The sequence below is a fragment of the Rhizobium sp. CB3090 genome (assembly GCF_029714285.1).
Lineage (GTDB): Bacteria > Pseudomonadota > Alphaproteobacteria > Rhizobiales > Rhizobiaceae > Rhizobium.
Window position 1 is genome coordinate 93940 of the sequence record NZ_CP121662.1, and the last position, 23900, is coordinate 117839.

Here is a 23900-nt window from a genome sequence, read left to right on the forward strand (position 1 = left end):
GAAGACGACGAACGTTGCTTGCGCTGTGACCCTCCATAGGTATGTTGGCGGCGACATTGGAACTGCGATGAAGAGGGGCGCGATGCAGCGCATGGCAGATGCTGGCCGATGGGGGAAGGCCCTCTTCCAGGCTATCGCCGTTATCGCGGCGCTGTCGCTGACCGCCTGTGGCGGCCGTCCGATCGGCGTCATGCAGCCCGTCGCCGAAAATGTTCCTGGTACCTCCAACGTCGATCTGCTCGTCGCCACCACCCGCCTGCCGGATAAAGATCCGGCCGTTCTGTTCTCGGGAGAGCGCGGCCCCGGTTTGAAGGTGGATGCCGTTAGCGTCTCGATCCCACCGGAGGCCAATCGCAAGGTCGGCCAAGTGCAGTGGCCGAGCCGGCTGCCCGGCGATCCCATGAAGAATTTCGTCACCACCTCCGTCCGCCCGCTGATCGAAGTGGCCGACATTCAGGCCTGGCTGCGCACGCATCTGTCGAAGAACAAGCGCGTGCTGATTTTCGTGCACGGCTTCAACAATCGCTATGAGGATTCAGTCTATCGCTTCGCGCAGATCGTCCATGATTCCCATGCCGATGTTACGCCGGTCGTTTTCACCTGGCCGTCGCGCGCCAGCATCTTCGACTATGCCTATGACAAGGAAAGCGCCAACTATTCCCGTGATGCGCTGGAGGAAATGCTGCGCCGCGCCGCCTCCAATCCTTCCGTTGGCGATATCACCGTCATGGCTCACTCCATGGGCACCTGGCTCGCCGTCGAGGCCTTGAGGCAGATGGCAATCCGCGACGGCCGTGTTGCACCGAAGATCAAGAACGTCATCCTTGCGTCTCCCGATCTCGACGTCGATGTCTTCGGCCAGCAATTTGCAGCGCTCGGCAAGGACAAGCCGCATTTCACCCTGTTCGTCTCGCGAGACGACCGGGCGCTATCGCTGTCGCGCCGCATCTCCGGCAATGTCGACCGCCTTGGCCAGATCGATCCGAGCGCCGAGCCCTATCGCAGCGAGCTGGAAAAGCAGGGCATCACCGTGCTCGATCTGACCAAGCTCAAGACCGGCGACCGGCTGAACCACGGCAAATTCGCCGAGAGCCCGGAAGTGGTCAAGCTGATTGGCGACCGGCTGATCGAGGGACAGACCATCACCGATTCCGATGTCGGTATCGGTGACGCCGTCGGTGCGGTCGCCATTGGCGCGGCCCAGACGGTCGGCAGTGCAGCCAGTGTCGCCGTCAGTGCGCCGATCGCTATCTTCGATCCGCGCACCCGCCAGAACTATGGCGAGCAGGTCCGTCGCCTCGGCGTATCCGCCAGCAATACCGTCGGTTCCGTTGGCGACAGCGTCCAGACGACAGGCAGCAACGTCGGCGCGGCCATCGGTCAATAATTAATTTCGCTCTGCCGCAGCGAAGGATTTGCCTAGCATTTTGCTCTTCCGCAAAAACCTCATAGCCACATCTCTTGATCTGATATATCACAGCATCAAATCGAGCTGGCGCTCTGCGGGTGGACTTCAGGAATGAACGAAAATAAGCGGACGGTCATCGTTGTCGGCGCCGGCATTGTTGGTGTGGCAATCGCCTTCGAATTGCAGCGGCGTGGCCGGCAGGTGACGCTCGTGGACAAAGGCGAGCCGGGTAAGGGCGCCTCCTTCGGCAATATGGCAAGCATCGCGCTCGATTTCGCCGCCAGTTCCGGCCCGTCCACCTGGCGCAAGATTCCCGGCTGGCTGCTGGACCCGGAAGGTCCGGTTTGGCTGAGACCCTCCTATGCGCCGAAAATGCTGCCCTGGTTCCTGCGCTTCCTCGCCGCCGGCCGGCCCTCCCGATTGAGGGAGATCGAAGATGCCGGAATGGGCCTGTCCCGCCACGCACTCGGCGATTTCAGATCGATGCTCGACGCCATCGGTGCGCCGGATCTGATGACGAAAGAGGGCTGTCTTGCCATCTACGAGACTGAGACGGAGTTTACCGGCGATCGCAGCCATATCGAGTTGATGCGGCGCTATGGCTTCGAGCATAAGGTTCTTTCCGGAGCGGAAATCCGCGACTACGAGCCGGCGTTGTCCCCGAAAATTGCGAAGGCGGTGCTGCTGCCGGACAACAAGTCGATCCGCGACCCCTATCAACTCGTGCTCAGGCTGATGGACGCCGCCAAGGCTCTCGGCGCCACCTTCACCTCCGGCACGGTCCGAACCCTCGAGCGCCACGCAAACGGCGACATGGCCGTGCTTCTCGAAGGCGGAAGGCGACTGGAGGCCAATGATGTCGTGCTCGCCGCCGGCGTCCGGACGCGCTTTATAGCCTCTGCGCTCGGGGAGCCGATTCCTCTCGAGACCGAGCGCGGTTATCACACGCAGATCATGAAACCCGGCATCGCCATGCGCTATTCGATCATCTGGCCGCATCGCGCCTTCATGGTGACCCCGACGGCCGGCGGCATTCGCGTTGGTGGGAATGTCGAATTGGCAGGCCTCGATGCGCCCCCGGATTTTCGTCGCCCGCGCATCCTCGTCCGTCACGCTCAGCGGGCGCTGCCCGGCCTGAAGGTGGAGAACGCCAAGGACTGGATGGGCCATCGCCCGGCGCTGCCCGACACGATCCCGATCATCTCGCCCTCTTCACGCATTCCCGGCGTCTGGTACGCCACCGGCCATGGCCATCTGGGGCTGACGTTTTCGGCGACGACAGCAAGGTTGATGGCGGATATGATGACCGGTGCCACGCCCGAGGTCGATATGAGCCTGTTCCGCATCAATCGCTACTAGGAGGAAACGGATGTCCGAAACCGAAAAGCCTGCTCTCCGACGGCACCCGCTACATTACCGGCCAGAATATACGCGTTGATGGCGGCATCACTCGTCACGTCTGATTGGAGTTATCGACATGAGATGGAAGCGCACGATTCAGTTGCTGGATGTCCATTGCGAAGGCGAAATCGGCAAGGTCGCGATCGGCGGCGTGCCGAAAATCCCCGGCAATACGATCGCCGAGCAACTGCAATGGCTGAACACCGATCCGAAGGGGCAGGAGCTGCGCCGCCTCCTGGTGCTTGAGCCGCGCGGTGCGCCGATCGGTTCCGTCAACCTGCTGCTGCCGGCCAAGCATCCCGAAGCCGATGCCGGCTTCGTTGTCCTGCAGCCGGATCAAGCGCATGCGAGCTCCGGCTCCAATTCCATTTGCGTGACGACGGCGCTGCTCGAATGCGGCATTGTCGAGATGAAGGAGCCGGAAACGGTCGTCACGCTCGACACGGCCGCCGGCCTCGTGCGGGCGACCGCCACCTGCCGCGACGGCCGTTGCGAGAAGGTCCGGCTCACCATGGTTCCGTCCTTCGTGCATGAACTGGATGTGCAGATCGACACGCCGCATTGGGGCAAGATCAAGCTCGATCTCTGCTATGGCGGCATATTCTACGCGCTGGTCGATGTCGGCCAGATCAATCTGACGATCGAAAAGGGCAACGCCGCATCGCTCGTGCAGGCCGGCATGATCCTGAAGGAGCTGATCAATCGTGCGATCCCCGTAGTGCATCCGGAAATTCCGGCGATCTCCGGTGTCGCCTATGTGATGTTCCGGGATATCGACCCCGACGGCGCGATCCGCACTTGCACGACCATGTGGCCCGGCCGCGCCGACCGCTCGCCCTGCGGCACTGGCAATTCCGCCAACCTCGCCACCCTGCATGCCCGCGGCAAGGCCAAGGTCGGCGATGTCTTCAAATCCCGCTCGATCATCGGCTCGGAATTCGAGGTCGGTTTGCAGGCGGTGACGGAAGTTGCCGGCAAACCGGCCATCATCCCCACCATCACCGGCCGCGGCTTCACCTTCGGCTTAAGCCAGGTAGCGCTCGATCCCTTCGATCCGATGGCGGAAGGTTTTGCCATGACGGACGTCTGGGGACCTTCGGCGGGGGATATTTGAGGGGTAAGATACTGGTGATCCGAAGCGGTGCGCTTTGGATCACCTCACGCGGCCACATCGCCCACAAGCGCGCCCACTGGAATATGCCAGGCACGGCTAATCTTCTTGATCTGATCGAGGTTGATTTCCCGGCGGCCGTTCAGGAGGTCGGCAACCCTGGCCTTTGAGCCGATGATTTCGACGAGATCCGCGCGGGTGTAGTTGTTTGTCATCATTACGGATTTGATCACATCGACCGGCGAGGCGCGTGGGATTGGATAGTGCTTTGCCTCGTATTCCTCGATAAACAGCACGAGCGCATCGAAATGTGCGGCTTCAGGCGTATCGGCTTCGGGTTCATTTTCGAAATATGGCCGCACCGCCTTCAGCGCGGCTTCATATTCCTCTTCAGTCTGCAAGGTGCGCAGGGCACCGAGATCCATCATAGCGGCCTCCCTTACAGTTTTGCTACATCTATAGCGTCATATTCAGCGTGTGTTCCCACGAACAGGATGAACACGCGCTTTGTGCGAAATCCGACAAGACCAACGATCCGATACTTATTGCCGCCCACATCGAAAACGATCTTGCCATTCGCTACATAGTCGGCGGAATTGAATGTCGCCTTCAACTCGGAAAAATTGTTCCAGTCGGCATCCGATGTCGTCGTATGCCAATCCGCCATTGCCGCCTCCGCGGTCGCTTGCTGCCCTTTCGGCAGCCGAGCGCAAAATTTGATCAGGGCGGACTTGGCAATGACTCGCATTGTTCATCTATAGAACGTTCCCAAAATGGAAACAAGGGAAGTTTCAATTTTGGGAATCATGACTATTTAAGGAATTTAGTGGGGATAGATCACACCTTTGCGCAGAATGATATTTCCGTAAAGCCGCGGCTCGCTGGTTTGCACCAGCGCATGCGCTTGCTTCACCCGCTCGTAGAATTCCGTCGGCAGCAGCGGCACGACCTTGATGTCGGGGACATGCCGCGCGCAAACGTCGACCATTTCCGCATGCACTGGATCGAGGGCATCGCGGTTCTGCTTAACCGTGGCGCGGAAAATAGCCTGCGGCACGAAGTCGTCGATCGGTAATACGCTGAGCACCGCATCGAGCACCCGGACGACGCCGTGGCCATCGAGGCGGATGAGGCGGCGGGCATGTTCGAGACCCGGATAATTGCCGTCGACGAGGGCGATTTCATCGCCATGTCCCATGGCGCGCAGCGTCGCCAAGAGGTCGGGGCTCAACAGCGGGTCAATGCCCTTCAGCATGGTCTATCTCCTTGAAAAGTATGTTTTGGTCGATGAGGTAGCGCGCGAAGATCGGCAGGCTGGCGCCGCCGATGGCACGGGCCTGCGGACCTACCGCACCTTCGATGATCTCGGGCAGGACGACGCCTTGCAGGTCGAGATCCGAGGCCGCTTTGATGGTGGCGCGCACGACTCGTTCGCGCACCCAGTCGGGAAAGCCGCCGTCGATGATGGCGGCGCTGAAATCGATGATGGAGGCGGCGGCGACGATCGCCTGCGCCAGCGCCTTGGCCGTATCCTGGATCCAGGTTTCCAACGGCTCGCCGAAATCGATCCAGTTGTCTGCCGAATACCAGAGCGGCCGTGGGTCGAAGCCACGATCCCGCAGCAGGTTTTCGAGCACGAAGATCGAAGCGATGTCGAGCAACTGCCGGGTTTCACCATTGCGTCCGCGCACGGGCAGGGGGCCGAGTGCGCCTGCTGTGCCGGTCCGCCCTACGAAGATCGAGGAGTTCAGGACGATGCCGCCGCCGAGGAAGGAGCCGATGAACAGATAGACGAAGTCCGGATAGCGCGGACCGACGCCGAAAACGAGCTCGGCCCCGCAGGCACTGGTGGCGTCGTTCTGCAGATAGACGAGGTAGGGCACGCGGGCGGCGACCTCCGCCTGCAGATCAAAACCGCGCCAGGCTTCCATCGCTCCATCGGGCGCGCCGACTTCTTCCGCCCAGTTCCAGAGTTCGAAAGGGGCGGCGATTCCGACCCCGGCAAGCCGCCGCCGCTCTTCGCTGCTCAGGCGTGCTTCAAGTTCCTGAATACCGGATGTGACGAAGGACATGATGTCCTGCGGCAGCGGGTAGGGATAGATTTGATGGAGCTGCATGCGAATGCGCCCCACGAAATCCATCAGCACCAGATCGGCGCTTCGCCGGCCGATCTTGACGCCAAAGGAGAGCACCGCATCCGGATTGAGCCGCATTGGAATGGAAGGCTGCCCCACGCGCCCGCGCACGGGCTCGCCACGCGACAGCAGCCCTTCTTTCTCCAGCGCACGCATGATGACGGAGACCGTCTGCGCCGACAGCCCGCTGCGCCTTGCAATCTCTGCCTTCGACAGCGCGCCGTGACGGCGCACGAGCGACAGAACCAGCCGTTCATTATGCGCGCGCACGCGCACCTGATTCGCACCGCCGCTGGGGTCGAGAATCATGGGTGATGATGGCGTATCTGCCGGGTCGTGTAAGGGAGACATTGGCCCGCTCCTTCCATCATGGCCATGCCGCATTGTCAGCAACATGCCACATCCGATTAATAATTCAATCCGATTTATTTATTGACAGGAGGAAATCTTTAGGATCAGATATGCGCGTTGGAGGACGTGAGCATGGCCTTGGAGGCGGCCGATCCGGAAGAAATCCAAGCATACATGACACGTCTTAGATCCGGTCTCACTGCGAGCCGAGACCGCCGGAAGGTTCCGGTCTATTCAAATTTTTGGGAGGATTGAATGAAGAAATCTGTTGTTTCCGCAGCACTCGCCGCTCTGGCGATCGGTGTCGTCTTTGCCGCGCCGGCCAATGCTGCCAACGTTTCCGCCTGCCTGATCACCAAAACGGACACGAACCCCTTCTTCGTCAAGATGAAGGAAGGTGCTACCGCAAAGGCCAAGGAACTCGGTGTGACGCTGAAGTCCTATGCCGGCAAGATCGACGGCGACAGCGAAAGCCAGGTGGCTGCGGTCGAAAGCTGCATCGCCGAAGGCGCCAAGGGCATTCTGATCGCCGCTTCTGATACCAAGGGCATCGTTCCGACGATCAAGAAGGCGCGTGACGCGGGCCTCCTGGTCATCGCGCTCGACACGCCGCTGGATCCGGCTGATGCCGCCGATGCGACGTTCGCCACCGACAATCTTCTCGCCGGCAAGCTGATCGGGGAGTGGGCCAACAAGACGCTTGGCGACAAGGCCAAGACTGCCAAAATCGGCTTCCTCGATCTGACGCCGTCGCAGCCGACCGTCGACGTCCTGCGTGACCAGGGCTTCATGATTGGCTTCGGCATCGACCCGAAGGATCCGAACAAGATCGGCGACGAGACCGATCCGCGCATCGTCGGTCATGACGTCACCAACGGTAACGAGGAAGGTGGCCGCAAGGCCATGGAAAACCTTCTGCAGAAGGACTCCAGCATCAACGTCATCCACACGATCAACGAGCCGGCTGCTATCGGTGCCTATCAGGCGTTGAAGGCTGTCGGGCTGGAAAAGCAGGTCCTGATCGTCTCGGTTGACGGCGGTTGCCCCGGCGTCAAGTCGGTCAAGGACGGCGTGATCGGCGCGACCTCGCAGCAATATCCGTTGATGATGGCTGCGCTCGGCGTCGAGGCGATCAAGAAGTTCGCCGACACCGGTGAAAAGCCGAAGCCGACCGAAGGCAAGTCCTTCTTCGACACCGGTGTTTCGCTGGTGACGGACAAGCCGGTTTCCGGCCTGAAGTCGATCGATACCAAGGAAGGCACGGCGAAGTGCTGGGGTTGATCCCCATCCTGGGTTTGGCATGATCCTATCCGAAGACCGTTTCACTTATTGCTGATGCGGTTCTTCGGGTCGGGATTGCGCCGTCGTGATACAAATGCCGGCCGGATTTGAGCCCCGGCCGGCTTCAACCCCGGCGGTTCCGCGTAGTTCGGCGCGGTTGCGGAGGAAAACAATGACCGGAGCACAGGAATTCGAGCGTGTTCTCGATGGCAGCGACAAGAACGTCGCCTCGTTCGAACACCAGGATGTCACTCTTCTCAAACGCACACAGCATTTCTTGCATTCGACTCCGGCCGCGGTGCCGTTGATCGTCTTGGTGGTGGCAATCATCATCTTCGGCATTGCCATTGGCGGCCGTTTCTTTTCCGCCTATACGCTGACCCTCGTTCTGCAGCAGATCGCCATCGTCGGCATTCTCGGTGCGGCGCAGACGCTGGTCATTCTGACCGCCGGCATCGATCTTTCGATCGGCGTGATCATGGTCATTTCCGCCGTCATCATGGGCAATTGCGCCATAACCTACGGCATGCCGACGCCCATCGCCGTTCTTGCCGGAATGGTCGCGGGCGGCGCCTTCGGATTGCTCAATGGTTTCCTCGTCGCCAACATGAAGCTGCCGCCGTTCATCGTGACGCTCGGCACCTGGAACATCGTCATGGCGACGAATTTCATCTATTCCGCCAACGAGACCATTCGCGATACCGATGTCGACGAACAAGCGCCGCTCTTGCACTTCTTCGCGATCAGCTTCCGGCTTGGCGGAGCAGTGCTGACGCTCGGCGTCATCGCCATGGTGCTGCTGGTGGTCGGCCTTTGGTACGTTCTCAACCACACGGCTTGGGGCCGGCATGTCTATGCTGTCGGCGATGATCCGGAAGCGGCGAAATTGTCTGGTATCCAGACCAAAAAGGTGCTGCTCGCCGTGTACGGTGTTTCGGGTCTGATCGCGGCCTTTGCCGCATGGGTCTCGATCGGCCGCAACGGGTCGATCTCGCCATCCTCGGCCGTGACGGATTTCAATCTTCAGGCGATCACCGCGACCGTGATCGGCGGTATCTCGCTCTTTGGTGGCCGCGGCTCGATCCTCGGCACGCTGTTCGGCGCAATGATCGTCGGCGTGGTGTCCATGGGCCTCAACATGCTCGGAGCCGACCCGCAGTGGAAGGTTCTTCTGACAGGCGTGCTGATCATCGGCGCCGTCGCGATCGATCAATGGATCAGAAAGGTGTCGGCATGACCACGACTGGCGAACCCCTTCTCACAGCCCGCGGCCTCGTCAAGCGTTACGGACGTGTGACCGCCCTCGACAACGCCGATTTCGACCTCTATCCCGGCGAAATCCTCGCCGTCATCGGCGACAACGGCGCCGGAAAATCCTCGCTGATCAAGGCGATTTCCGGCGCGACCACGCCCGACGAAGGCGAGATCAAGCTGGAGGGGAAACCCGTCCACTTCCGATCGCCGATGGAAGCGCGCGAGGCTGGCATTGAGACGGTCTATCAGAACCTGGCATTGTCGCCGGCGCTCTCGATCGCTGACAATATGTTCCTTGGCCGCGAGATCCGGAAGCCCGGTATCCTCGGCTCCTTGTTCCGCATGCTGGATCGGCCGGCGATGGAAAAGCGCGCCCGCGACAAACTCAGCGAACTCGGCCTGATGACGATCCAGAACATCAACCAGGCGGTGGAAACGCTCTCGGGCGGTCAGCGCCAGGGCGTGGCGGTGGCACGTGCCGCCGCCTTCGGTTCCAAGGTCGTCATCATGGACGAGCCGACGGCCGCCCTTGGCGTCAAGGAAAGCCGTAAGGTGCTGGAGCTTATCCTGGACGTCCGCGCCCGCGGCTTGCCGATCGTGTTGATCTCGCACAACATGCCGCATGTCTTCGAGGTGGCGGATCGCATCCATATCCATCGCCTCGGGCGTCGTCTGACCGTGATCAACCCCAAGGAATATTCGATGTCGGATGCCGTTGCCTTCATGACCGGCGCCAAGACGCCGCCGGCGGAGACAGTCGCTGCATGAGTTCGGTGCTGGACGGAATCGCCGACGAGATCATCGGGCGCGCCGGTGGCGCAAAACGGTTTCTTGTCGCGATTGCCGGCCCGCCCGGCGCCGGCAAATCGACGCTGGCGGACAATATGGCCAAGGCGCTCATAGCCAAGGGCGAGAGCGCCGAGGTCCTGCCGATGGACGGCTTCCATATGGACAATGCCGTCCTGATCGAAAAGGGTCTGCTGAAGCGCAAGGGGGTTCCCGAAAGCTTCGATGTCCGTGCCTTTCTCGATATCGTCAAGGCGGTGCGCGCGGCCGATCAGGAGGTGCTGGTGCCGGTCTTCGACCGCTCGCGCGAGATCGCCATCGCGTCGGCCCGCATCGTCTCCCCCGATCACCGTTTCATCATCATCGAGGGCAACTACCTGCTCTTCAATCAGGGCAAGTGGGCGGAGCTGGAAGGCATGTTCGACTATTCGATCATGCTGGCGCCGCCGATCGAGATCTTGGAAGAGCGGCTCTGGGAGCGTTGGCGGGGCTATGACCTCGACGAGGACGCGGCCAGCGCCAAGGTCTATGGCAACGACCTGCCGAACGGCCGATTGATCCTCGACAACCGCCGCCCGGCCGATTTCACCATCGATATCGTGCAGGGCTGAGCTCAAACTGGCATTTACACGTCGCCATCGATTGTTTTGCGGTGGCGTATGGTGCTATTCGAAGCGCGACAAACCGAGACCATCTAGAGGTTCGCGCTCATGCAAAAGCTCACTATCCGCCGCCCTGACGATTGGCATCTGCATCTGCGTGACGGTGCTGTGTTGGCAGGCGTGATCGGCGACACCTCCAGGCATTTCGCCCGTGCCATCATCATGCCGAACCTGGTTCCGCCGGTCGTCACCACTGCGGATGCGGCCGCTTATCGGGAGCGCATTCTGAAGGCATTGCCGGCAGGTGATCGCTTCCAGCCGCTGATGACGCTTTATCTCACCGAGCACACCGATCCCGACGATGTCGAGGAGGGAAAAAAAAGCGGCCTCATCACCGCCGTCAAACTCTATCCGGCTGGTGCGACGACCAATTCCCATGGTGGTGTGCGGAATATGGATAGGGCGATGCCGGTGCTGGAACGCATGGCCAAGATCGGCCTACCGCTCTGCGTGCATGGCGAGGTGACGGCGCCGGATGTGGATATTTTCGACCGCGAGGCCGTCTTCATCGAAACCGTGCTTGATCCGCTGCGTCAGCGCCTGCCGGAACTGAAAGTCACCATGGAGCATGTGACGACATCGGATGGCATCGACTACATCAAGTCGGCGAAGGCCAATCTCGCCGGCTCGATCACCACGCATCACCTGATCATCAACCGCAACGCCATCCTCGTCGGCGGCATCCGGCCGCATTATTACTGCCTGCCGGTCGCCAAGCGCGAAAGCCACCGCCTGGCGCTCCGCGCGGCCGCCACGAGCGGCGACGCCAGGTTCTTCCTCGGCACCGATTCCGCCCCGCATGTCGATCCGCTGAAGGAATGCGCCTGCGGCTGCGCCGGTATCTATACATCAGTCAACACCATGAGCTGCCTGGCGCATGTTTTCGAACAGGAAGGCGCACTCGACAAACTCGAGGCCTTCGCTTCGCTGAACGGCCCCGCCTGGTATGGGCTTGCGGCGAATGAGGATCGCATCACGCTGATCCGCCGCGCGGAATCGGTGGCCTTTCCCGACAAGATCGAAACCGGGGCTGGCCCTATTACCGTGTTCGATCCGATGTTCCCCTTGCACTGGGATGTCGAGAGCAATCACTAATATTTTTGTTCAGAAACTCTTTTCGTAATACCAAAGGCATATTTCATTGAAATACATGATCTTTATCGGATCGCGTAACCAATTTGATACCCCTTGAAGGATAGCGTTATGCCGATCCCCCAACGGTGCGGAACGAAACCGTCGAAGGAAGAGCATGGAGCTTGATTATAATTCTCTTCTGCTGGCCCTTGGCGTTTCCGCGTCCTGTCTTGCCGTGACGCTGGTTGGAAGCTGGTTTTCCCGCCGGCCGGAAACATTCCTGCTGACTTGTTCCGCTGGCCTCGTACCGATCGTTGCCGGGATTTTCACCTATGGCGCTTATGTCGACAAGCCGCGACTGACACTCGCCATTCTCACCTTCGTGCTGTTTTTCATCGGATTTTCGATCATCTGGGCAGCGGGATATCAGTTCCGCATGCGCCGGTTTTCCAAGGCCCGCGCTTTGCTGGGAAGCTTGACCGGCATTGCCGCTTCCGTGCCGGCCATGCTCGCCGGTTACGATGGCCTCGCCTTCATGGGCGACAATATCGTTGTCGCAGTGCTCCTTCTACTAACGGCACGCGAATATTGGTTGAGCCGTCAGGAGGCGCCGGCGCCGCTTTACGGCATCACCGCGCTTTACATGTTGACCGCTATTTCCTTTGCGCTGTGTGCCGGGGTTCTGATCTGGGATGGCAAACTCGTCCTTGGCCATGCGCCGGACAATTGGGCCGAAGATGTCAGCCTTGCGATCTGCATTGCCGGCATGACCGGTATCGGCGCCCTGTCGCTGGCCCTGCATCAATGGCGTCTGGCGGCGCATCATCGTCTGCAGGCCATCACCGATCCTCTGACCGGACTGCTCAATCGCCGCGCTCTGTTCGATCGCTATGGCCACCGCTCTTTCGGCCCGTCCATGGCCGTGATCGTCTTCGACATCGATCGCTTCAAGTCCGTCAACGACCAGTATGGCCATGCCGCCGGCGACATAGCGCTCAAGCTTTTTGCCAAGGAATTGTCGGAGGGACTGCGGGCATCCGACACGGTCGCTCGTCTCGGCGGCGAGGAATTCGCGCTGGTCCTCGACAACGCCTTGCCGGGGCGCGCAGAGCAGATCGCCGAGCGGGTCCGCGATGCCTTTGCTGCCCGCGAGATCACCGCGGACGGCAAATCGTTTACCTGCACAGTCAGCGCCGGCGTCGCGATCGGCACCGCCGAAGGCATCGGTTTCGACAGCGTGCTCAGCACCGCCGACAAGGCGCTGTATGCTGCCAAGCGCAATGGCCGCAACCGCGTCGAGGTTGCGGTCTATCTGCACGCCGTCTCGCCGGATGTTTCCCGCACGGCGTCTTGATGATCAATCAAAACAGAGCCCGTACGAAGGCGCAGGCGGCGAGCAGCGATGCCACCGTGCGCACATGGTTCCACCTCGTCCAATCGCTGAGATAGGCGTTCCATAGCTGAGCTGCCTCCGCCGTGCGGCCATCGACTTTATCGAGAGTGTCGTTCAAAGGGACATTGAATATCATGGTCGAAAGAAGGCTGGCGACGAGGTAGAGCGTCGCGCCCCCCAGCATCAGTACGCTGGTGCCGCCCCGCCAATAGAGGATTGCCATCACGGCGATGAACATCGAGAGCGCAGCCGTCAGCAGGAACAGTACGATAAAGGGGGAGCGCACGATCGTCGTGTTGATCGATTGCATCGCGGCGACGCCCTGATCGACGGTAAGACGGGCGAAGGCCTGCATGATGAACGTCGAGAAGGCAAAATAGACGCCGGCGAGAAGGCCACTGCCGAGTGCGGCGGCGATAAGAGCGATATTCGTGATCGGATAGGTCATTATTGGGCACTCCAGATACCGGTTGCGGCGGTTTCACGGGCATGGTCGGAAAAATCCGTGGGTGGTCTGCTGAGAACCTGTTGGGCGACAGGGCGGCCGGCTTTTTCCCAATCCGCCGATGATGGCGATCCTCGAGATCTGCATGTCGCCTTCTCATTCAAAATGTGATAAATTCTCTCATTTGCGAAATGTGATAAACTCTCTTATATCGGCTGTCAAGAATGACGGGCGGGTGATGGCATGACGCAGGAACCGATTGTGAAACGCAGGCGCAGCAAGGAAGAGGCGGGGACACCACGCCGAATCCCGAGCCAGCAGCGCGGCCGAGAGCGTGTCGAGCGTATATTGTCGGTTGCGATGGAGCTGATCGAAAAGAACGGCAGCGACGCGTTGCGCATGGGTGATATCGTCGAAAAGGCCGGAGTCTCCTTCGGTTCGCTCTATCAATATTTCCCCGACAAGACCGCCATTATCCGCGTGCTGGCCGAACGCTTCAACGAACAAGGGCGGCAATGTGTGGAGAGCGAGCTGGCGCGCGTGCAAAGCGCCGCCGATCTTCAGGGTGCGCTAGGCAGCATCATCGACGGTTACTACGCGATGTTCCGCGATGAGCCGGTCATGCGGGATATCTGGCATGCGACACAGGCGGACAAGCTTCTGCAGGAGATCGATGCCCAGGATATGGAATGGCACTCCCAGGCTTTTCTGGCCGTCCTTCATCGTCTCTGGCCGGCGCGCGATCCCGAGGAGCTGGCTCGGATCGCGCGACTAACCATGCAATTGGTCGCCGCCGCCGTTCGCTATGCGATTTCGATCGAGAAAGAGGAAGGCGACAGGGCAATCGCTCTGTTCAAGGCAATGCTGCCTGCCGATATCGGCGCTGTTTCGGAAACGCCGTCGCAATCGATGTAATAGTCTCGGGAAGAGGTGCGCACAGGACCGATCCGTCTGGAAACCTCGGCCACTTGCTGCTATTGCCGCAGGAATGTCTTAAATAGCGAAGGAGGCCCGCATGACCACCCAGATGACATTTTCCGATCGCGCCGTCATGGCCGAACTGGTGGCGAAGATGCTTTGGGAGATCAAGGCGGTGCATTTCAGCGCCGAGAAGCCTTACAAGTTGGCCTCCGGCATGGCGAGCCCAGTCTATATCGATTGCCGCAAGCTGATTTCCTACCCGCGCATCCGTTCGACTGTGATGGATTTCGCCGCCAGCGTCGTCATGCGCGATGCCGGTTTCGAGCAGTTCGATTGTGTTGCCGGCGGGGAAACGGCCGGCATTCCCTTTGCCGCTTTCCTGGCCGAACGCCTCGACCTGCCGATGATCTATGTCCGCAAGCAGCCGAAGGGCCATGGCCGCAATGCGCAGATCGAGGGTCATATGCCGGAAGGTGCCCGCGTACTGGTCATCGAGGATCTAACGACGGCGGGCGGCAGCATGTTCACCTTCATCGACGCCATCCGCGCCGCCGGCGGCATCGTCGACCACGGTATGGCGCTGTTTTATTACGGCATTTTCCTGGAAGCCGAGGAGCGGTTCGCCAACGCGAAGGTTCGGCTCCACCATATCGCCACCTGGCGAGACGCGCTTGCCGTCGCCAAGGCGCAAAAGCTGTTCGACGACAGAACGCTCGATGAAGTTGAAGCATTTCTCAACGCGCCGCTTACCTGGTCCGGCCGGAATGGCGGCGTATCGGAACTGGCAACAAAGTGACGCTTTGCTTTTGTCGCAAATTTATCTAATCGATTTATGGATTAGACTGACAGACATGCTCTCGAGGAGGCCGGAATGATATTGTGCTGTGGCGAAGCTTTGATCGACATGCTGCCGCGGGATACGACGCTGGGTGAAAAGGCCTTTGCGCCCTATGCCGGCGGCGCGATCTTCAACACCGCGATTGCGCTTGGCCGTCTCGGCGTTCCGACCGGTTTCTTCACCGGCATTGCCGACGATATGATGGGCGATATCCTGCGCGAGACGCTCGCGGCGGCCAAGGTGGATTACAGCTATTGCGCCATTGCGCCGCGACCGAGCACGATCGCTTTCGTCAAGCTCGTCAACGGCCAGGCAACCTACGCCTTCTACGACGAAGGCTCCGCCGGCCGCATGATCACCGAGGCCGATCTCCCCACTTTGGGGGACGATTGCGAAGCCCTGCATTTCGGTGCCATCAGCCTGATCCCGAACCCCTGCGGTGCGACCTACGAAGCGCTGATGAAGCGCGAACATCAAAGCCGGGTGATCTCGCTCGATCCGAACATTCGCCCCGGTTTCATCAAGGACAAGCCGGCGCATATGGGCCGCATCAGCCGCATGGCCGCCATGTCCGACATCCTGAAATTCTCGGATGAAGATATGGAATGGTTCGGTATCGCCGGTAACCATGATGAACTCGCGGCCCACTGGCTGAACCAGGGCGCCAAACTGGTCGTCGTCACCAAGGGCGCCGAGGGCGCGACGGGTTATACGAAGTCGCTGAAGGTCACGGTCCCGAGCGAACGCGTTACCGTGGTCGATACGGTTGGAGCGGGCGACACGTTCGACGCCGGCATCCTGGCATCGCTGAAGATGAACAATCTGCTGACCAAGGCGCAGGTTGCTTCTCTGGATGAGAAGGGCCTCCGCGACGCGCTGGCCTTGGGCGCCAAGGCCGCGGCCGTTACGGTGTCCCGCGCAGGCGCCAATCCGCCCTGGGCGCATGAGATTGGGCTGTAAGGCCTTTTCGTCTTTCATTCGCTGAAGACCACCCCTCCCCAACCCTCCCCACAAGGGGGAGGGGGTTAACATGTTGCGACCTCTCGGCAGAGAGCATCGCTCCCACGCCTGCTGAAGCTTGGTGCTTCTGCCTCGGAATATTTGGATCGGTCTGCGGAGATGCGGCGTCCAAGCCCCTTCCCCTCGTGGGGAGGGGTTGGGGAGGGGCTTTCTGAAAGCTACTTCGCCCGGCTCGCCAGCGCGGCCACCAGACCCTGCGTCGATGAATCGTGGCCGGCAGCACTTTCCTTGCCTTCGATGACCGGCAGCAGGCCGGTTGCCAGTTCCTTGCCGAGCTCCACGCCCCACTGGTCGAAGGAGTTGATGCGGAAGAGCACGCCTTCGACGAAGACCCTATGTTCATAGAGCGCGATCAGGCGGCCGAGTGCGTAGGGCGTCAGCTTGTCGTAGACGAAGGTGATCGACGGGCGGTTGCCGGTGAAGACGCGGTGTGGCGCGATGAAATCGGCCTTTTTGTCGTCCATGCCCTTGGCGGTGAGCTGGGCCTTGGCTTCCGCGAAGGTGCGGCCCTTCATCAGAGCTTCCGACTGGGCCACGCAGTTGGCCATCAGCAGCTGGTGTTGGTGACGCAGGTCCGGTTCGAAGGCATTGGCCGCGATCATGAATTCGGCCGGGATAATGCTCGTGCCCTGGTGGATCAATTGGTAGAAGGCGTGTTGGCCGTTGGTGCCGGGCTCGCCCCAGACGACCGGGCCGGAATTACCCTCGACCGGCGTGCCGTTTATGGTGACGCCCTTGCCGTTCGATTCCATGTCTAGCTGCTGCAGGTAGGCCGGAAAGCGCGACAGGCGCTGGTCATAGGGCAGGATGGCGCGGGTCGTGTAGCCCAGTACGTTGCGATGATAGAAGCCGATAAGGCCGAGCAGCATCGGCAGGTTTTCCTTGAACGGCGCCTTGCGGAAATGGTTGTCCATGGCATGGGCACCGTCGAGGAATTTGCCGAAATTCTCAGGTCCGACAGCAATCATCAGCGGCAGACCGATGGCCGACCAGATCGAGTAGCGGCCGCCAACCCAATCCCAGAAGCCGAAGACGCGTTCGCTGTCGATGCCGAAGGCGGCGACCTTATCGAGTGCCGTTGAAACGGCGGCGAAGTGATGCTGAACAGCAGCTTCACCAAGAGCCTTGGCGATGAAGTTGCGCGCCGTCTGGGCGTTCGTCATCGTCTCGATGGTGGTGAAGGTCTTGGATGCGATGATGAAGAGCGTCGTTTCCGGCGAAACGAGCTTCAGGGTGTCGGCGATATGGGCGCCGTCGATGTTGGAAACGAAATGCGCACGCGGGCCATCATGGAAGGGGGCGAGCGCCAGCGTGGCCATGACAGGGCCGAGGTCGGAGCCGCCGATGCCGATATTGACGACGTCGGTGATGGCCTTGCCGGTCGCGCCCTTCAGCGTGCCCGAGCGGATGCCGTCGGCAAATTTGCCCATGGCCGCCAGTACGCCGTTGACATCGGGCATTACATCCTTGCCATCGACGAGGACAGGCGTGTTGGAGCGATTGCGCAGCGCGGTATGCAGGACGGCGCGATTTTCGGTGAAGTTGATGGCAACGCCCGAGAACATCTCGTCGCGCTTGGCCGCGATGCCGCCTTCGGTTGCGAGTTTTTCGAGAAGCGCAAAGATCTCGTCGTTCACCGCAGTCTTGGAATAGTCCATCAGCAGGTCGTCAACCGAGGCGCTGAAGCGGGAGAAACGTTGGGAGTCGGCGGCGAAGGCGGCGCGGATATCGGTGGCCTTGGTGGCCGCTGCAGTGCTCTTCAGTTGTTCGACGAGGGCGTTCATGGGGGGCTCCTTGCGGTTCACGTCGCTAGCCATCTGGCGAGGGCGGGGCACTCTGAGTTGGTCGCGGAAACTATTCGCTTTGTAAGGGGTAAATCAAGTTCGCGCATGGGTAAAAGCGAAAAAAGCCGCCCGCGGACAAAGGCGGGCGGCTTTCCGAATGGCAGAGAACAATGCCATTGAATTATGTCAATTACGCAATTCCTTGCGCAGGATTTTGCCGACGTTCGATTTCGGCAGTTCATTGCGGAATTCGATGAAGCGCGGCCGTTTGTAATTGGTGAGATTTGCGATGCAGTGCGCCTTGACCTCCGCCTCGGTCAGCGCCTGGTCCTTCTTGACGATGAATAACTTGACCGCTTCGCCCGAATGTTCGTCCGGCACGCCGATGGCTGCGGCTTCGAGAATGCCGGGATGCATGGCGGCGACTTCCTCGATCTCGTTCGGATAGACGTTGAAGCCCGAGACCAGGATCATGTCCTTCTTGCGGTCGACGATCTTGGTGTAGCCGCGCTCGTCCATAAAGCCCATGTCGCCACTGCGGAAGAAGCCGTCCGCTGTCATCACGCGCGCGGTTTCGGCAGGTTGTTTCCAATAGCCTGCCATGACCTGCGGTCCGCGGATGCAGATTTCGCCGACTTCGCCGAGCGGCAGCGATTTGCCGTTCTCATCGCGAATGTCGAACTCGGTGCCTGTGATCGGCAGGCCGATCGTGCCGGAGAATTGCGAACTGTCGAAGCGGTTGGCGCTTGCGACGGGCGAGGTCTCGGAAAGGCCATAGCCTTCGGTGATCCAGGCTCCCGTCATCTTCTGCCAGCGCTCGGCGACCGGCCGCTGCACCGCCATGCCGCCGGCGAGGACGGCGGTATGGGACAGATCGAGCTTGCTGAATTCGGGATTGTTCATCAGCGCATTGAATAGCGTGTTCAGGCCGGGGAACATGTCGAATTTGTACTTTCCCAGCTCCTTGATGAAGGCCGGTATGTCGCGCGGGTTGGCAATCAGGACGTTATGGCCGCCGAGCGACATGCCCATCAGCGAATTCACCGTCAGCGCGAAGATGTGATAGAGCGGCAATGCGCAGACGAAGGTCAGCTGCTCGGGACGCGGCTTGTTGATATAGGCGGCTTGCAGCCAGAGCAGCAGTTGCTGCTGGTTGGCGAGCAGATTGGAGTGGGTGAGGATCGCACCCTTGGCAATGCCGGTCGTGCCGCCGGTATATTGCAGGAAGGCAATGTCCTTGCCGGTGAGTTCGGATGGTCTCAACGGCAGGCGCGCGCCTTCGGAGATCACGCCTTTGAAGCGGCGATGGCCGGCAATGGACCATGACGGTACGAGCTTCTTCACCTTGCGGACGATGAAGTTGACGATGTGACCCTTGATGCCAAGCATGTCGCCAAGTGCGGTGACCACGACATGGCGCACATCCGTATGCGTCAGAACCTGCTCCACCGTATGGGCGAAGTTTTCAAGAACGAAGATCGCCTTGGCACCGCAATCGCGAAGCTGATGCTCCAGCTCGCGCGGCGTATAGAGCGGGTTGACGTTGACGACCACGAGGCCGGCGCGAAGGATGCCGTACACGGTCACGGGGTTCTGCAGCACGTTCGGCATCATGACGGCGACGCGATCGCCCTTCTTAAGGCCGAGGCTCTGCAGCCAGGCGGCGATTTTGCGCGTTTGCGTATCGAGATCGCGATAGGTGATGGATTTGCCCATGCTGGTGAAGGCGAGCTTGTCGGCATAGCGCGCGCAGCTTTCCTCCAAAAGTTCGACGAGTGATGCGTGCTCCAGCGGCGGCAACTCGGCCGGTACGATGTCCGGATAGGATGCAAGCCATATTTTGTTGACCTGCGGTCTATCCGAAGGAGCAGAGACTGAATTCATGCGCACTTCCTCCTTTACGCATCTTCACGCCCCACCTTTGGCGAGCCGCGGCTTTGTAGCGTGGCACTGCTTTGCCGAAAAGTCTCCCGCTTTTCACAGTGCTGCCGCTTTTGCCCTCACCTAAAGACTTGGAGCGACAATGAAAGTTATACTGACTTTGACGTAAACGTCAATAATCTTCGAGCGTTAACCATTTTTTAATAACTTTGAAAAAAGTGCTGGAACTTTCGCCGAGACAGCGCGTTAATAGGGCCGTGGGCGAAGACCCCACAGGAGCATCGTACTGCCCCTAAACGCTCAAGGCGGATCGGACGCTCCAAAAGTTTATGTGAAGCGTATCCAAGAGGAGGTGCGCACATGCATAAAGAGAGTGCCGATACGATGAGCCGTGATCTTTATATCAAGGACATGTCGATGCTGGTCGCTTGCGATCGGGTCGAGGGATCGAAGGTCTTTGGGTCCGACGGCAAACAGATCGGTCACATAGAGCGCTTGATGATGGAAAAAAGCGATGGACGTATCGCTTTCATTATCCTGAGCTTCGGCGGCTTTTTCGGCATCGGCCAGGATCACTACCGGCTGCCGTGGGAGAAGCTGCGCTATGACGCCCGCATTGACGGCTACCGTATCAATATGACCAAGAACGATGTCGAAAAGGCCTGCCGTTTCGCCAGCAAGGACGATGCCCTCGTCCATAAGGACCGTGACCATAAGAGCCATGACTACTTCGGCGTGCCGCCCTACTGGATGTAGGCATGCAAATAGTCAGGCCAAATCGGCCCCGTTCGCGGGGCCTTGCTTTGCGTAGCCTTTATTGAAATCGCCCGTTCTTTTGCATCACCTCGATCCTGTAACCATCGGGATCGGTGACGAAGAAGAAGAGCGCGAAAAGTTTTCCATCGCGATTGAGTTCAACGATCTTGCCGGGGTTCAGGCCGAGTTGCGTGAAGCGCGCATGCTCGTCCCGAAGTTCGTCGACCGAAACAGCGAGATGGCCGTAGCCTTCCCCGAGCGCATAGGGCTGGGCGCGGCCCTGATTGACGGTCAATTCCAGTTCGAAACCGGTCTCGGCATTGCGGAGATAGATCAGCGTAAAGGTTGGGAAGGCGACGCGGTCGACGACCGCAAGCCTGAAAGCCTTGTCGTAGAAATCGACCGAGCGCGCTTCATCGAGGACCCGGATCATCGAATGGATCATTTTCGCCATGCGCACCTCTTCGTCCTTAAATGCAGCGATTTTTGAGCAGGATCATGCTTCGGAAGTTGCCGGAGCGAAATCAATCCGATTGCAAGCCGATTTTACGAGTGACGGCAGTTTCGATCAGCTCCATGCCGTCGTAGATCAGCACCGCCATCAGGCCGACGATCAGGCCGCCCTGCAAGATGAAAGCCGTGTTGTCATTGATCAGACCGGCGATGATGACTTCGCCGAGCCCTTTCGCCGCGACAGTCGAGCCGATGGTTGCGGTGCCGATATTGATGACGGTGGCGATCTTCAAGCCTTCGATGATCAGCGGCAGAGCGAGCGGCAGTTCGACCCGAAACAGCCGCTGCCAGCCATTCATGCCCATACCGTCGGCGGCGTCCAGCACGGAGGCAGGCACTTGCTGCAGGCCGGCGACGGTATTTTCGAAAATCGGCAGTAATGCGTAGAGGAAAAGCGCGATCAGCGTCGGCACCGCGCCGAAACCGGTGGTTGAGATGGCGAGCGCGAGCACGGCGACCGGGGGAAAGGTCTGGCCGGCGTTGGCGATCGCCCGCGACAGCGGCAGGAAATCGGCGCCGCTCTGGCGGGTGACAAAGATGCCGCCAAGCACGGCAAGAATGCCGCTGGCGGCGATCGAGATGAGGATCAGCTCCATATGGCTGATCGCGAGACCGACCAGGCTATTCTGCGTATAGATCGGCGATGCCCCGAATTTGGTGAGCGGCACCAGGATCGGCATTAGCCATTCCGGCCGGAACAGCAGCACCAGCAGCAATGCCAGCGCCAGGAACCGGAAGATATTGGCGGTCAGAAACTTCATGCTTTGCGGCCCAGCCCGATCAAATGCCGCATGGAGATCGAGCCGACCGGCACCTTGCTGTCGTCTTCCACGGCAGCCTCGTCGGCACCCTGCCAGATCATCTCGGCGAGCGCATCGCGAAGATTGAGCGTCTGCGGCAGGCTATGGCCGAGGCCCGGTCGCGGCGGCTGCATGCTCTCCTTCAGCGGCAGCAGCGACATCAGCTTCAGCGCGCGGTCGGACGTACCGGTCAATTGCTGCACGAAAGGATCGGCCGGCTCGGTCAGGATTTTCCCTGGTTCCGAACATTGCAGCAGCTTGCCTTCGCTCATGACCGCGATCTTGTCACCGAGATGGAAGGCTTCGTCCATGTCGTGGGTGACGAGGACGATGGTCGTTCCGAACTGCTTCTGGATTGCCAGAAGATCGTCCTGCGCCTTGCCGCGGATGACCGGATCGAGCGCGCCGAAGGGTTCGTCCATAAGCAGTAGTTCCGGTTCCGCCGCAAGCGCACGAGCGACGCCGACGCGCTGTTGCTGGCCGCCGGAAAGCTGGCTCGGATATTTCCCCGCGAAGGTGCCGGGATCGAGATGGAATAGATTGAGCAGTTCCTCGACGCGCCGATTAGTGCGAGCCTGGTCCCAGCCGAGCAGTTGCGGCACGGTGGCGATGTTCTGCGCCACAGTGCGATGCGGAAACAGGCCATGGCCCTGAATGGCATAGCCAATGCGACGGCGCAGCTCGGTCGCCGGCACGCTCATGACATCCTTGCCGCCGACCGAAATCTGCCCCGCCGAGATCGGCACCAGCCGGTTGATCATGCGCACCAGCGTCGACTTGCCGGACCCCGAGGTGCCGACGACGACGGTGATCGTGCCCTTTTCCATGCTCATGCTGACATTATCGACCACGGTGGCATTGCCGTAGCGCTTGGTCACGCCCTTCAGCTCGATCATGGTGGTCATGCGTGTTGTCCCCGGATGCTGTCGATGACCGCATCGAGGATGACGGCCGATGAGAATGCGAGAAAGACCGTCGGTACGGCGCCGAGCAGCACGAGGTCATTGGCCGTCTGGCCGATGCCTTGGAAAATGAAGAGACCGAAACCGCCGCCGCCGATCAGCGCCGCGACCGTGACGAGGCCAATCGCCTGCACCAGTACGATGCGGATGCCGGTCAGGATGACAGGGAAGGCGAGTGGCAGGTCGATGCCAGTCAGGATCTGCCGCCGCGTCAGGCCCATGCCGGCGGCGGCATCGCGCACGGAAGGGTCGACACCGGCAAGCCCGACGACGGTGTTGGCGACAATCGGCAGCAGCGAATAGATCACCAGCGCCACCAGCGCCGGCGCAGTGCCGATGCCTTGAACGCCGATCGCGGCGGCGAACGGGACATGGGTGGCGATATAGCCGAGCGGCAGCATCAGAATGCCGAACAGAGCCAGGCTCGGAATGGTCTGCACCAGGCTCAGGCTGCGCAGTACGACCGCACGAAGCCTCGGCTGCCAATAGCAAAGGATGCCGAGCGGCAGTGCTAGCAGGATAGCGATGGCGACCGAACCGAGCGATAGGAATATATGGCTAAACGTCTCGGTCCAGAACTTGTCGGCGTTGTTGGCGTATTCCTTCATGATCGACAGATTGTCGAGCAGGCCGGACCTGAGAATGATGCCGAGGATCGCGGCATAGAGCGCCAGCGAGGCAACGCGAAGCCATGGCGTGAGTTGCAGCTTCACCAGCGCATCGGAGATCACTAGGCCGATGACGGCGAGTAGCACCCAGAAGGAGCCGCCCGGCGTAATGCGGGCGACCGTACTGCCGGCAGGCGTGGCTGCGGTGGAGACGAAGCCGAGCGTGACGATCAGAAGAGCGATGGCGAGCGTGGCGATCCCGAGGCGGGCGAGTGGGTTGCGCAGGAAAAGAGCGGCGAGGGCGGTGGCGATAAGGAGGGTAAGAAGGGCCAGCGCGACGGGCTGGGCGAGGAGCTGCGCCAGCAATTGCGGCTTGCCGGCGGCAATACGATTTGCCTTGACGATGATGAACGGCATCGTCACCGCAGCGAGGCAGCCACCGGCCACCAGCACCACTCCGAGACGGTCCACCCTTCGGACCGCAAGCCCATCTTCCATCAAGCAAGCTCCATCAGC

The 23900-nt window shown here is 60.4% G+C and carries 24 protein-coding genes and 1 pseudogene; 14 read left to right on the forward strand and 11 right to left on the reverse strand.

The window, feature by feature from the left end; all coding sequences use genetic code 11:
• Positions 1-91: 91 nt before the first annotated feature.
• The 4 genes and pseudogenes from QA646_RS00485 (at position 92) to QA646_RS00500 (ending at position 3923) form a co-directional block, all read left to right on the forward strand.
• A complete protein-coding gene (locus QA646_RS00485; RefSeq protein WP_283058926.1) occupies positions 92-1387 on the forward strand; it encodes an alpha/beta hydrolase in 1296 nt (431 codons plus the stop codon).
• Between the two features lie 132 nt (positions 1388-1519).
• Complete coding sequence (locus tag QA646_RS00490) at positions 1520-2767, forward strand: FAD-dependent oxidoreductase (protein ID WP_283056983.1); 1248 nt, start codon at positions 1520-1522, stop codon at positions 2765-2767.
• Between the two features lie 26 nt (positions 2768-2793).
• Positions 2794-2871 (forward strand): annotated as a pseudogene (locus tag QA646_RS00495) (3-oxoacyl-ACP reductase); the annotation flags it as partial.
• A 14-nt stretch (positions 2872-2885) separates the two neighbouring features.
• Positions 2886-3923 (forward strand): 4-hydroxyproline epimerase, encoded by a 1038-nt coding sequence (locus QA646_RS00500; RefSeq protein ID WP_283056984.1) that lies wholly within the window; start codon positions 2886-2888, stop codon positions 3921-3923.
• Between the two features lie 44 nt (positions 3924-3967).
• On the opposite strand, the gene QA646_RS00505 is transcribed toward QA646_RS00500, so the two are convergent.
• The 4 genes from QA646_RS00505 to QA646_RS00520 form a co-directional block, all read right to left on the reverse strand.
• Positions 3968-4348 carry a transcriptional regulator gene (locus QA646_RS00505; protein WP_283056985.1) on the reverse strand — a complete coding sequence of 127 codons (381 nt, stop codon included), beginning with the start codon at positions 4346-4348 and terminating at the stop codon, positions 3968-3970.
• Positions 4349-4359: 11 nt separating this feature from the next.
• Positions 4360-4587: a type II toxin-antitoxin system HigB family toxin gene (locus QA646_RS00510; RefSeq protein WP_283056986.1), complete on the reverse strand. Its 228-nt coding sequence runs from the start codon at positions 4585-4587 to the stop codon at positions 4360-4362.
• Between the two features lie 156 nt (positions 4588-4743).
• Positions 4744-5175, reverse strand: coding sequence for an RbsD/FucU family protein (locus QA646_RS00515; protein ID WP_283056987.1), 432 nt, complete (start codon positions 5173-5175; stop codon positions 4744-4746).
• Positions 5159-6406 (reverse strand): ROK family transcriptional regulator, encoded by a 1248-nt coding sequence (locus QA646_RS00520; protein WP_283056989.1) that lies wholly within the window; start codon positions 6404-6406, stop codon positions 5159-5161. The genes QA646_RS00515 and QA646_RS00520 overlap by 17 nt, the downstream gene beginning before the upstream one ends.
• Positions 6407-6661: 255 nt before the next feature.
• Here QA646_RS00520 and QA646_RS00525 point away from each other — a divergent pair, with 255 nt between their 5' ends.
• The 6 genes from QA646_RS00525 (at position 6662) to QA646_RS00550 (ending at position 12817) form a co-directional block, all read left to right on the forward strand.
• The gene (locus tag QA646_RS00525) at positions 6662-7687 is read left to right on the forward strand and encodes a sugar ABC transporter substrate-binding protein (RefSeq protein WP_283056990.1); all 1026 of its coding nucleotides are present in this window, start codon (positions 6662-6664) and stop codon (positions 7685-7687) included.
• A gap of 172 nt (positions 7688-7859) precedes the next feature.
• Complete coding sequence (locus QA646_RS00530) at positions 7860-8924, forward strand: ABC transporter permease (protein ID WP_283056991.1); 1065 nt, start codon at positions 7860-7862, stop codon at positions 8922-8924.
• The gene (locus tag QA646_RS00535) at positions 8900-9709 is read left to right on the forward strand and encodes an ATP-binding cassette domain-containing protein (protein ID WP_283056992.1); all 810 of its coding nucleotides are present in this window, start codon (positions 8900-8902) and stop codon (positions 9707-9709) included. The genes QA646_RS00530 and QA646_RS00535 overlap by 25 nt, the downstream gene beginning before the upstream one ends.
• A complete protein-coding gene (locus QA646_RS00540) occupies positions 9706-10338 on the forward strand; it encodes a nucleoside triphosphate hydrolase (protein WP_283056993.1) in 633 nt (210 codons plus the stop codon). Before QA646_RS00535 ends, QA646_RS00540 begins: the two co-directional genes overlap by 4 nt.
• A 99-nt stretch (positions 10339-10437) precedes the next feature.
• On the forward strand, positions 10438-11484 hold the full coding sequence (gene pyrC / locus QA646_RS00545) for a dihydroorotase (protein ID WP_283056994.1): 1047 nt from the start codon (positions 10438-10440) through the stop codon (positions 11482-11484).
• Positions 11485-11638: 154 nt separating this feature from the next.
• A complete protein-coding gene (locus tag QA646_RS00550) occupies positions 11639-12817 on the forward strand; it encodes a GGDEF domain-containing protein (protein ID WP_283056995.1) in 1179 nt (392 codons plus the stop codon).
• A 7-nt stretch (positions 12818-12824) separates the two neighbouring features.
• On the opposite strand, the gene QA646_RS00555 is transcribed toward QA646_RS00550, so the two are convergent.
• Positions 12825-13304 carry an anthrone oxygenase family protein gene (locus QA646_RS00555; RefSeq protein WP_283056996.1) on the reverse strand — a complete coding sequence of 160 codons (480 nt, stop codon included), beginning with the start codon at positions 13302-13304 and terminating at the stop codon, positions 12825-12827.
• 240 nt (positions 13305-13544) lie between these two features.
• Here QA646_RS00555 and QA646_RS00560 point away from each other — a divergent pair, with 240 nt between their 5' ends.
• The 3 genes from QA646_RS00560 to QA646_RS00570 all read left to right on the forward strand — a co-directional run bounded on the left by QA646_RS00560 (position 13545) and on the right by QA646_RS00570 (position 16020).
• Positions 13545-14216 carry a TetR family transcriptional regulator gene (locus tag QA646_RS00560; protein WP_283056997.1) on the forward strand — a complete coding sequence of 224 codons (672 nt, stop codon included), beginning with the start codon at positions 13545-13547 and terminating at the stop codon, positions 14214-14216.
• A gap of 100 nt (positions 14217-14316) precedes the next feature.
• Positions 14317-15018 carry an orotate phosphoribosyltransferase gene (locus QA646_RS00565; protein ID WP_283056998.1) on the forward strand — a complete coding sequence of 234 codons (702 nt, stop codon included), beginning with the start codon at positions 14317-14319 and terminating at the stop codon, positions 15016-15018.
• A 75-nt stretch (positions 15019-15093) separates the two neighbouring features.
• Entirely contained in the window at positions 15094-16020 is a 927-nt protein-coding gene (locus tag QA646_RS00570; RefSeq protein WP_283056999.1) for a carbohydrate kinase, read from the forward strand.
• Between the two features lie 218 nt (positions 16021-16238).
• Here QA646_RS00570 and pgi read toward each other — a convergent pair whose 3' ends face one another.
• Together pgi and QA646_RS00580 are read right to left on the reverse strand one after the other, a co-directional pair.
• On the reverse strand, positions 16239-17864 hold the full coding sequence (gene pgi / locus QA646_RS00575) for a glucose-6-phosphate isomerase (RefSeq protein ID WP_283057000.1): 1626 nt from the start codon (positions 17862-17864) through the stop codon (positions 16239-16241).
• Positions 17865-18050: 186 nt separating this feature from the next.
• On the reverse strand, positions 18051-19748 hold the full coding sequence (locus QA646_RS00580; protein ID WP_283057001.1) for a long-chain-fatty-acid--CoA ligase: 1698 nt from the start codon (positions 19746-19748) through the stop codon (positions 18051-18053).
• A gap of 357 nt (positions 19749-20105) precedes the next feature.
• Between QA646_RS00580 and QA646_RS00585 the strand changes: the two genes are divergently transcribed.
• Positions 20106-20501, forward strand: a complete 396-nt coding sequence (locus QA646_RS00585) for a PRC-barrel domain-containing protein (protein WP_283057002.1) — start codon at positions 20106-20108, stop codon at positions 20499-20501.
• A gap of 58 nt (positions 20502-20559) precedes the next feature.
• Here the strand turns inward: QA646_RS00585 and QA646_RS00590 are convergent, their stop codons facing one another.
• The 4 genes from QA646_RS00590 to QA646_RS00605 all read right to left on the reverse strand — a co-directional run bounded on the left by QA646_RS00590 (position 20560) and on the right by QA646_RS00605 (position 23882).
• Positions 20560-20955 carry a VOC family protein gene (locus tag QA646_RS00590; RefSeq protein WP_283057003.1) on the reverse strand — a complete coding sequence of 132 codons (396 nt, stop codon included), beginning with the start codon at positions 20953-20955 and terminating at the stop codon, positions 20560-20562.
• 70 nt (positions 20956-21025) lie between these two features.
• Positions 21026-21775, reverse strand: a complete 750-nt coding sequence (locus QA646_RS00595) for an ABC transporter permease (RefSeq protein WP_283057004.1) — start codon at positions 21773-21775, stop codon at positions 21026-21028.
• Entirely contained in the window at positions 21772-22719 is a 948-nt protein-coding gene (locus QA646_RS00600) for an ABC transporter ATP-binding protein (protein WP_283057005.1), read from the reverse strand. Before QA646_RS00600 ends, QA646_RS00595 begins: the two co-directional genes overlap by 4 nt.
• Entirely contained in the window at positions 22716-23882 is a 1167-nt protein-coding gene (locus QA646_RS00605; RefSeq protein ID WP_283057006.1) for an ABC transporter permease, read from the reverse strand. The genes QA646_RS00600 and QA646_RS00605 overlap by 4 nt, the downstream gene beginning before the upstream one ends.
• Positions 23883-23900: the final 18 nt, after the last annotated feature.